General features: G+C 67.4%; 9 protein-coding genes. 6 read left to right on the top strand and 3 right to left on the bottom strand.

Annotated elements, in window-relative coordinates; translation table 11 throughout:
• The first annotated feature begins 1021 nt into the window (after positions 1–1021).
• From arfB to ACQR13_RS28010, 5 genes are all read left to right on the top strand, one after another.
• A complete protein-coding gene (gene arfB, locus ACQR13_RS28030; protein ID WP_315716703.1) occupies positions 1022–1441 on the top strand; it encodes an alternative ribosome rescue aminoacyl-tRNA hydrolase ArfB in 420 nt (139 codons plus the stop codon).
• 221 nt (positions 1442–1662) lie between these two features.
• A complete protein-coding gene (locus ACQR13_RS28025; protein WP_434841688.1) occupies positions 1663–1980 on the top strand; it encodes a c-type cytochrome in 318 nt (105 codons plus the stop codon).
• A 1-nt stretch (position 1981) separates the two neighbouring features.
• Complete coding sequence (locus ACQR13_RS28020; protein ID WP_434863456.1) at positions 1982–2377, top strand: VOC family protein; 396 nt, start codon at positions 1982–1984, stop codon at positions 2375–2377.
• 49 nt (positions 2378–2426) lie between these two features.
• The gene (locus tag ACQR13_RS28015; RefSeq protein ID WP_434841682.1) at positions 2427–2975 is read left to right on the top strand and encodes a gluconate 2-dehydrogenase subunit 3 family protein; all 549 of its coding nucleotides are present in this window, start codon (positions 2427–2429) and stop codon (positions 2973–2975) included.
• 36 nt (positions 2976–3011) lie between these two features.
• Positions 3012–4580, top strand: coding sequence for a GMC family oxidoreductase (locus tag ACQR13_RS28010; protein ID WP_434863455.1), 1569 nt, complete (start codon positions 3012–3014; stop codon positions 4578–4580).
• 191 nt (positions 4581–4771) lie between these two features.
• Here ACQR13_RS28010 and ACQR13_RS28005 read toward each other — a convergent pair whose 3' ends face one another.
• A complete protein-coding gene (locus ACQR13_RS28005; RefSeq protein WP_434841681.1) occupies positions 4772–5083 on the bottom strand; it encodes a ribbon-helix-helix domain-containing protein in 312 nt (103 codons plus the stop codon).
• A gap of 191 nt (positions 5084–5274) precedes the next feature.
• Here ACQR13_RS28005 and mutL point away from each other — a divergent pair, with 191 nt between their 5' ends.
• Positions 5275–7128: a DNA mismatch repair endonuclease MutL gene (mutL, locus tag ACQR13_RS28000; protein WP_434863454.1), complete on the top strand. Its 1854-nt coding sequence runs from the start codon at positions 5275–5277 to the stop codon at positions 7126–7128.
• A 35-nt stretch (positions 7129–7163) separates the two neighbouring features.
• Here mutL and rsmD read toward each other — a convergent pair whose 3' ends face one another.
• Positions 7164–7718 (bottom strand): 16S rRNA (guanine(966)-N(2))-methyltransferase RsmD, encoded by a 555-nt coding sequence (gene rsmD, locus ACQR13_RS27995; RefSeq protein ID WP_316201689.1) that lies wholly within the window; start codon positions 7716–7718, stop codon positions 7164–7166.
• Between the two features lie 9 nt (positions 7719–7727).
• Positions 7728–9923, bottom strand: coding sequence for a pseudouridine synthase (locus ACQR13_RS27990; RefSeq protein ID WP_434863453.1), 2196 nt, complete (start codon positions 9921–9923; stop codon positions 7728–7730).
• Positions 9924–9991 lie beyond the last annotated feature (68 nt).

The following is a 9991-nucleotide window of genomic DNA, read 5'->3' as shown; positions in this document are numbered from 1 at the left end:
CACGGCGTCTAGCGCCAAGGACCCAACGGCTTCCCGCCCACCATCATCATGGCAGACTTTCCAGACACAGGGACCCAACCCCCAGGGCGATGTTTGAGGCAGCTTGGTCATTGGCATCTGCCGCCCCACCTCGGCTGCGGCGTATGGGTCCCGGGTCGGCGCCGTCAGCCACGCTCCGCGTCGCTGACGGCTTGCCCGGGACGACAGCGGAGGACCGCGCGTCGACTTCCGATAAAAATAATCGTCTTGCTATTTTTCGGAATTCATGATTTAATCCGCCCATCCCGCCTCACTGCGGAGGGGCGTTGCGCGCGATCGTCACGACACGCGAGGCGGGGAGCGGTGGCCGCGAGAGATCGCAGCGTCTTCTCACGAGGACGCGGACGAACGATGTCTTGCGGACGTGAAGTCGCAGCGTCCTGATACCCCGAAGCTGGTGTCACGTTCGTGACGGCGCTCGCGCCGCACGGACCATGGTGGCCAACAAGCCGGCGCACCAGGGAGACTGCGTATAAGCGTGAAGCCCATCGCGCGGGGAATGCCGGGATGTCTCGGCTGAACCTGTGGTTCCTGCCGCCTGCATTTTTTTCGCAGGCGGGCCATGGGTGCGGCCAGCGCCCGGCATTCCCCGCGCCCTCTGCATGCTCGCGAGGGACGAACTGATCGCAGACCTCGGGCATCAGATGCCGCGAGAACGCGCTGACATGTCGTCGCCTGCGGCCGCTGTTTGAACCGTGAATCCGCCTCGCACACCGCTGTCGTCCCGGACAAGCTGCGACGCGCGCCAGCGCGGCGCAGATCCGGCACCCATACGCCGCAGCCGACGTGAGGCGGGAGGTGTCAGCGGCCAGCCTGCCCCAAACTGCTCCCTGGGGTTATGGATCCCGGCGTTCGCCGGGATGACAGTGGAGATTCTGGCGGCGGTCTCGGGCCGCCAACCGCGCCTCGCCATGACGCCCCGCGCACACCTCCCCTAAACCCGCTATGGTGGACGCGAAAACCTCGATTCCACTGGTGCCCCATGCTGCGGATCTCCCGCGACCTCGCCATCAACGAAGACGACATCGAGATCTCGTTCGTCCGCGCCTCCGGCCCCGGCGGCCAGAACGTCAACAAGCTGTCGACCTCGGCGCAGCTGCGCTTCGACACGACCCGGATCACCCTGCCCGAGGACGCCGCCGCACGGCTGGCGCGGCTCGCTGGACAGCGCATGACCAAGAACGGCGTCATCGTCATCCAGGCCGAACGCTTCCGCACCCAGGAGCGCAACAAGGCCGATGCGATCGAGCGTCTCGTCACGCTGTTGAAGGAGGCGATGATCCGGCCGAAGGTGCGGCGCCCGACCAAGCCGACCTTCGGCTCCAAGCAGCGCCGGCTCGAAGGCAAGAAGATCCGCAGCGACGTCAAGGCGGGACGCGGTGGGCGCCGCTTCGACGATTAGTCCGCAACGCTGACATATCCTGCGGCTGGACGAGTCCTGCGCACGCTTTGTTCCGGCCGAAACAGCCCGCTACTACCACGGCGCTCTCGCTGCGACCTAGTCTCATCAAAAATGATGAGAGAGGATCGATGTCGGGACGGCGTACGGCGCAAGAGCTGCTGCTTGTTTTAGGACTAGGATGGTGCGGCGCAGTCCTGAGCACCACGATCGCATCGGCGCAGATGGCCTTGCCGTCGCCCAAGCCTGCCGACGGCGCGACCTTGTTCAAGCAGCAATGCGGCGTCTGCCACACGCTGAGCAGCGCCGAGCCGATGCGCCAGGGGCCGCCGCTCTCGAAGGTCGTCGGCCGCCGCGTCGGCTCCGTCGAAGGCTTCCGCTATTCGGCCGGCTTCGCGAAAGCTGATTTCACCTGGGACGAGACCAAGCTCGATGCTTGGCTGACCAACCCGCAAGAGCTGATCCCCGGCGCCGTGATGGCGTATCGCCAGGCCAAGCCCGACGTGCGCGCCGCGATCATCAACTACCTGAAGGACAATTGAGATGGCCAAACCCGTGCATTCCATGATCCGCGTGCTGGACGAGGTCAAGGCGCTCGACTTCTACAAGCGCGCCTTCGGCCTGGAGATCGCCGACAATCTACGCTTCGACGGCTTCGCGCTGATCTATCTGCGCCATCCGTCGTCGCCGTTCGAGGTCGAGCTCACCGTCAACTACGACCGCAAGGAGCCGTATACGCTCGGTGACGGCTACGGCCATCTTGCTGTCGTGGTCGACGATCTCGATGCCGAGCATGCCCGTTTCGAGCGCGAGAACCTGGCACCAGGCCCGTTGCGCGATTTCAAGCACAATGGTGCGACACTCGCGCGCTTCTTCTTCGTCACCGATCCCGACGGCTACAAGATCGAGGTCATCCAGCGCGGCGGCCGCTTCGGATGAGCCGCTGACCACGAAAATACACCAAACAAAAAACCAACGGAGGATACCCATGAGAGAAGTCGATCGCCGCAACAAATACGACCGCCGCGTCTTTCTCAAGGGCGCGGCCTCGACCGTGCCGGCCGCAGCCGTGGCTTCCGCGACCGGCCTCGGCATTGCCGATGCCTGGGCGGAGGATGCCAAGGCGCTGACGCCGGCCACCCTGAAGACGCTGGTGAAGGTCGCGCGCGACATCTATCCGCACGACTTCCTCGCCGACCGCTACTACATCACCGCGGTCAAGCCGTGGGACGGCAAGGCCGCGGAGGATGCCGCCGTGAAGGCAATGATCAATGACGGCGTCGCCCGGCTCGACCAGGACGCGCGTGACCGCCACAAGGTGCCTTACGCCCAGGTGCCGTGGGAGGCCGACCGCGTCGCGCTGCTCCAGGCCATCGAGCAGACGACCTTCTTCAAGACGCTCCGCGGCGACCTCGTGGTGTCGCTCTACAATCAGAAGGAGCTCTGGCCGAAGTTCGGCTACGAGGGCTCCTCCGCCGAGCATGGCGGCTACATCAACCGTGGCTTCTCCGACATCGACTGGCTGCCGAAAGCCTGACGCCGGCGAACAACAGAAAACACGGAGGAAACCACCATGGCAAAATTCGATCAGAACGATTCGAGCGTCGTCGTCATCATCGGCTCGGGCGCCGGCGGCGGCACGCTCGGCAACGAGCTCGCGCAGAAAGGCATCAAGGTCGTCATTCTCGAAGCCGGCAATCGCTACGAGATTCCCGACTTCATCAACGACGAATGGGAGAGCTTCACCCAGCTCGCCTGGACCGACATGCGCACCACGTCCGGCACCTGGCGGGTGGCAAAGGACTTTGCCAACCTGCCGGCCTGGATCGTGAAGGCGGTCGGCGGCTCGACCGTGCACTGGGCCGGCGCCTCGCTGCGCTTCGACGAGCACGAGTTCAAGGCGCGCACCACCTATGGCGGCGTGCCCGGCACGAGCCTGTTGGACTGGCCGGTGACGCTCGCCGAAATGGAGCCGTGGTACGCCAAGGCCGAGTTCAAGATGGGCGTCACCCGCACCAACGACATTCCGGGCCTACCCGGCAACAACAATTTCAAGGTGCTCGAGGCCGGCGCCCGGAAGATCGGCTACAAGATCGTGCACACCGGCAACATGGCGATCAACTCGCAGCCGCGCGACGGCCGCGGCGCCTGCCAGCAGATCGGCTTCTGCTTCCAGGGCTGCAAGTCCGGTGCGAAATGGTCGACCCTGTACACCGAGATCCCGAAGGGCGAGGCCACCGGCAATCTCGAGGTGCGGCCGGGCAGCATGGCGATCAAGATCGAGCATGACGCCTCGGGCAAGGTCACCGGCGTGGTCTATGCCGACGGCCAGGGCAAGATGCAGTTGCAGAAGGCCCGTATCGTCGCCGTCGCCGGCAACTCGATCGAGAGCCCGCGGCTTCTGCTCAACAGCGCCTCGAACATGTTCCCGGATGGTCTTGCCAACTCCTCCGGCCAGGTGGGGCGCAACTACATGCGGCACATGACCGGCAGCGTCTATGCGACGTTCGAGAACCCGGTGCACATGTATCGCGGGACCACCATGGCCGGCATCGTCCGCGACGAGGCCGCGTTCAATCCGAAGCGCGGCTTCGTCGGCGGCTACGAGATGGAGACCTTGTCGCTCGGCCTGCCCTTCATGGCGGCGTTCCTCAATCCCGGCGCCTGGGGCCGCAGCTTCACCGCGGCGATGGAGACCTATCCGCGCATGGCCGGCATGTGGCTGGTCGGCGAGGACATGCCGCAGGAGACCAACCGCATCACGCTCGATCCGGTCGCCAAGGACAAGTTCGGCATGCCCGTGGCCTCGGTGCATTTCGACGATCACCCCAACGACGTCGCGATGCGCGCCCACGCCTACAAGCAGGGCTCGGCGATCTACGAGGCGGTCGGCGCCACCGTGACCTATCCGACCACGCCCTACCCCTCGACGCACAATCTCGGCACCAACCGGATGAGCGAGAAGGCCAAGGACGGCGTCGTCAACAAGTTCGGCCAGACCCACGACATCAAGAACCTGTTCGTCTCCGACGGCAGCCAGTTCACTACGGGAGCGGCATGCAATCCGACACTCACCATCGTGGCGCTGGCGATCCGCCAGGCGGACTACATTGCTGGCGCGATGCAGAAGAAGGAGATTTGATTACGATCGGTATGGTGACGCAAAACTCTTGCGGCGATCTCGGTCAGCGCCTCCCCCGCTTGCGGGGGAGGTCGTATCGCATCGAAGATGCGATACGGGTGGGGGAACGCTGCGGCGGGACTGCCGCTGTGGCGCCCCCACCCCGCCCTCCCCCGCAAGCGGGGGAGGGAGACGCGAGACCGCCCGAGTGGCTACTCGGCCGCGTCCATGATCGCCGCCGCGGTAAATTCCGGCAGCGTCGCAGTCGCCTTTGCCCGATAGATCAGACAGGAGCAGCGCAGCAGCGACGCAAAATTCTTCACCTCGCCGTGATGGTCGAGCACCTCGGCGTACAGCGTGGTCACGAACTTGGCGAGGCCCATGCCTTCCTTGGCGGCGATCTCCTCGAGCGTGTCCCAGAACGCCATTTCGAGCCGGATCGACGTGCTATGGCCGCCGATCCGCAACGAGCGGGTCTGCGACTCATAATCGCGCTGAGGCTGGTGTGCGAACAGATGGCACATGGGCTTCCTCCGGCTGATCGTTATTTTTGCGAAACGATATACTGGCCCCGGCCGCCTCACAATCCCGTTGGAGAAGGTTGCTTTTCTCTGCCGCAGCGCATGAAAAAAGCTATTCTCGCCCCAGATTTGCAGCGTGAGCGCCGCGCGCCTTCAAGATCCAAGCCAGCCAGCTTTCAAGTTCGTTCGCACCCATGCCCGTCCGCCAGCTTCCCGAACAGATCGTCAACCGCATCGCCGCCGGCGAGGTGGTCGAGCGGCCGGCGAGCGTCGTCAAGGAGCTGGTCGAGAACGCGATCGATGCCGGCGCGAGCCGCATCGACATCTTCACCGACGGTGGCGGCCGGCGAAAGATCGCGATCACCGACGACGGTGGCGGCATGACGGCGGCCGATCTTGCGCTCGCGGTCGAGCGCCACGCGACATCGAAGCTCGACGACGAGGACCTGCTGCAGATCCGCACCCTCGGGTTCCGCGGCGAGGCGCTGCCCTCGATCGGCTCGGTGGCGCGGCTGTCGATCACGACGCGGCACAAGAGCGAGCCGCATGCCTGGGCGCTCGCGGTCGATTGCGGCGACAAGTCGCCGATCGTGCCGGCCGCGCTGAACCAGGGCACCCGCGTCGAGGTCGCCGATCTCTTCCACGCCACGCCGGCCCGGCTGAAGTTCCTCAAGACCGACCGCACCGAGGCCGAGGCGATCCGCGAGGTGGTGCGGCGGCTGGCGATGGCGCGGCCCGACATCGCCTTCACGCTCGCCGGCGAGGAGCGCGCGCCGGTGACCTGGGCCGCCGCGCTGCCCGGCGCGCCGGGCCAGCTGACGCGGCTCGGCGACATCCTCGGCGCCGACTTCCGCAGCCATGCGATCGCCGTGCGCAGCGAGCGCGATCATGTCGTGGTCGAAGGCTTCGCCGCGGCCCCGGCGCTGACGCGCGCCAATGCGCTTGGGCAGTATCTGTTCGTCAACGGCCGCCCGGTGCGCGACAAGCTGATCCTCGGCGCCGTGCGCGCAGCCTACGCCGACTATCTGCCGCGCGACCGCCATCCTGTCGTGGCGCTGTTCGTCACACTCGATCCGCGCGAGGTCGACGCCAACGTGCATCCGGCCAAGACCGAGGTGCGCTTTCGCAATGCCGGCCTGGTGCGCGCGCTGATCATCCACGCGTTGAAGGAAGGTCTCGCCCGCGAAGGCCGCCGCACCGCGGCCAATGACGGCGGCGCGACCATCGCCGCGTTCCGCCCGGCCTTCGCGCCACCGCGGCCCAACGTCGGTCCGATGAATTGGGACTGGCAGCGCTCGCCGTCGGCGCCGGTGATGCCGCATTTCGGCGGCTCCGTCCCTGCGGCGGCGCCCTCACCAGATCTCGGGTCGTTCGGGCTTGCGGAATCCTCTCAAGCGGCCTTCGACGTCGGCACGCCCCGCGCCGATCTTCGTCTGCACGAGCAGCCGGCCGCGCCCGACCTGCTCGACCGTCCGCTCGGCGCTGCGCGCACCCAGATCCACGACACCTACATCGTGGCGCAGACCCGCGACGGCCTCGTCATCGTCGACCAGCACGCCGCCCATGAGCGCATCGTCTATGAGCGGCTCAAGGCCTCGCTCGCGGCGCATGGTGTGCAGCGGCAGATCCTGCTGATCCCGGACATCGTCGAGCTCGATGAAGCCACCGTCGAGACGCTGCTCGCGCGGACTGATGAGCTTGCCTCATTCGGCCTCGCGATCGAATCGTTCGGTCCCGGCGCGGTCGCGGTGCGCGAGACGCCGTCGCTGCTCGGCAAGATCGATGCGGCGGGGCTGCTGCGCGATCTCGCCGAGCACATGGAGGAATGGGGCGAGGCGCTGCCGCTGGAGCGCCGCCTGATGCACGTCGCCGCTACCATGGCCTGCCACGGCTCGGTGCGCGCCGGCCGCCGCCTCAAGCCGGAAGAGATGAATGCGTTGCTGCGCGAGATGGAGAACACGCCCAACTCCGGCCAGTGCAATCACGGCCGCCCGACCTATGTCGAGCTCAAGCTGGCGGATGTCGAGAAGCTGTTCGGGAGGAGATAGCGCCGACGCCCTCCGCAACGAGCCATTCGCAAGGATCAAGAGCCACGCAAGAACACGAACTCCGTGTCGTCATAGGCGCGACGCTCGAGCTCTTCGAACCCCTCGGGCGCCTTGAACGCGGCGGCCTTGGACTCTTCCACCACGAGCAGCGCCGATGGCACCAGCCAGCCGCCGTCGCGCAACGAGGCCAACGCCTTCTCGGCCAGACCCTTGCCATAGGGCGGATCGAGAAACACCAGCGAGAACGGCTCGACCGGGCGCGCCGGACCGAGATTGGTGGCATCGCGGCGGTAGACCTTGGTGACACCGCCGAGGCCGAGCGCCTCGACATTGTTGCGCAGCAGCGCCCTTGCCTCGGCGCCGTTGTCGACGAACAGCGTGAACGCCGCGCCGCGCGAGACAGCCTCGATGCCGAGCGCACCGGTGCCGGCAAACAGATCGAGCACGCGTGCGCCCTCGATCGGATCCTCGTAGGCGTGCACGAGGATGTTGAACAGCGCCTCGCGCAGCCGGTCCTGCGTCGGCCGTATGTCGCGCGAGGCGGGCGAGGCGATGTTGCGGCCCTTCAGCCGTCCACCGACGACACGCATCGCACCACCCTACTCGTCCTGCGGCGTGATATCGCGCTTGCCGTGATAGCCGCGCTTCGGCCGCCGCGGCGGCCCGGGAAAGCGCGCCTCGGCCTCGTGGCGCTCGCGTGCCTCTTCGCTGCCTGTGCGCTGGACCAGCACGCGCCGGCCCTTGCGGTCGGCAACCACCTCGCGCTTCGGCTTGGGCTTCGGATCCGGCAACGGCTCGCGATTACCCTTGCCGGCCGGACCGAGATCGGCGCCCGACTGCGCGATGACCTTCTCGCCGAGCTGCTCGCGCAGCACCCGCGTCTTAACCTCCTGCACCTCGCCCTCGGGCAGCTCCAGGAGCTGGAACGGACCGTAGGAGACGCGGATCAGGCGGTTCACCTCGAGGCCGAGATGGGCGAGCACGTTGCGCACCTCGCGGTTCTTCCCTTCGCGGATCGCAACGACCAGCCAGACATTGGCGCCCTGGTCGCGCTCCAGCGTCGCTTCGATCGGGCCGTATTTCACGCCGTCGACCTCGACGCCTGCAGCGAGCTGGTCGAGCTGCGCCTGCGTAATCTCGCCATGGGCGCGGACACGATAGCGGCGTGTCCAGCCGGTGTCCGGCAGTTCGAGCACGCGCGCCAGCCCGCCGTCATTGGTGAGCAGCAGCAGCCCCTCGGTATTGAAATCGAGCCGGCCGATCGAGATCAGGCGCGGCAGCCCTTCCGGCAGATTGTCGAACACGGTCGGGCGCCCCTCGGGGTCGCTGTGCGTCGTCATCAGCCCGCGCGGCTTGTGGTACAAAAACAGCCGTGTGCGCTCACGCTCCGGCAACGGCGCGCCGTCGACCTGGATCACGTCGTTCTCGGTGACGTCGAGCGCCGGCGAGTTGATGATGCGGCCGTTCACGGTGACGCGGCCCTGCGTCACCATCTCCTCGGCATCACGGCGCGAGGCGAGGCCAGCACGCGCCAGCACCTTGGCGATGCGCTCGCCAGCCTTGCCGGGCTTCGGCGCCTCGTCGGGCACGACGCGCTTGGTGCGCTTGTCGGTCTCGGGCTTGCGCTCGCGATACGGACCGCGGCCGCCGAACGCCGGGCGCTTGGCGAAGACCCGGCTCTCGTCCTCATTGTCGCGGCGCGGCCGGTCGGCGAAATCACCACCCCGACCTTCGCCACGCGGATGCTCCTGCCACTCGCTGCGGCCTTCGGGGCGTTGACGCGGGCGATCGAACTTGCGGTCGTCGCCGCGATCGCGCGGCCGGTCGAATTTCGGACGGTCGGATGTGGGCCGGTCGAACTTGGAACGGTCCCCGCGCGGCCGATCGGAGGCAGAACGGTCGAACTTCGGACGATCGAATTTGGGGCGATCCTCGCGTGGGCGATCGGACTTGGGACGGTCGGACTTGGGACGGTCGAACTTGGGACGGTCGAAGCTGCGCGCACCATCGCGGGGCGGGCGGGCGCTGCGCTCCGGTCGATCGCCGCCCTCACGCTTCTGCCACGGCTTGGACTCGCCGCGGGCCGGACGGTCGCCGAATTCCTTGCGCGGACCGCGCGGGCCGGCGCCGAATTTGCGCTCGCCGCGATCGCCGTCAGCGCCGCGGGAAAATGTCTTCTCGCCGCCGAACTTCCGCTCCGGCCGATCGCCACGCGGCGGCCGGTCACCGAAGCTGCGCTCGGTGCGCGGACGGTCGCCGCGATCGCGGGCGCCCCCGCTGCGCGGCGTATAGGGGCGCTTCTCACCGTCACGCTCGCGTGGCGCGTAGGGCTTGCGTTCGCCGAACTTGCGCTCGGAGGATCGCGCCGCCGGACGGGCCTCGTCGCGATCCGTGCGCGGCGTGTAGGGACGCTTGCTGCCGCCGCCCGTGTCGCGGTCGAATTTCGGCCGATCGCCGCGCGGCTTGAAGGCGCGCTTCTCGCCGTTCTCACCCCGCGGCGGACGCGCGGCAAACGGACGGTCGCCGCGCGGACGCTCATCGCGGTTAAAGCGCGGCTTTTCGCCAAAGGATTTGCGCGGCGCGTCGCCGTCGTCGCGGCGGCGCGGTGCACGGCCCTCGTCGAACGAGCGCTTGCCCTTGGCCCCCGCCGCCTTGTCGCCGAAGCCGCGTTTGGCGAACTTCTTCTCCGGGCCGCGCGCGGCGCCCGAGCGTCCCTTAGTCCCTTCGGAACGCCCCCGCGGGGCGCCGCCGCGGCGGCCGCGGGAATCGTTGTCTTTGTCGGTGTCGCGGGGCATGAAGGTCTCACTTTGAGGTGCGGGACGTCGCGTGGTACGCGCGCTCTGAGCAGCGCCTGTCACGCGGG

The sequence above is a fragment of the Bradyrhizobium sp. HKCCYLRH3059 genome (genome assembly GCF_051168035.1).
GTDB lineage: Bacteria > Pseudomonadota > Alphaproteobacteria > Rhizobiales > Xanthobacteraceae > Bradyrhizobium.
This window is presented reverse-complemented; position numbering and strand designations above follow the sequence as displayed.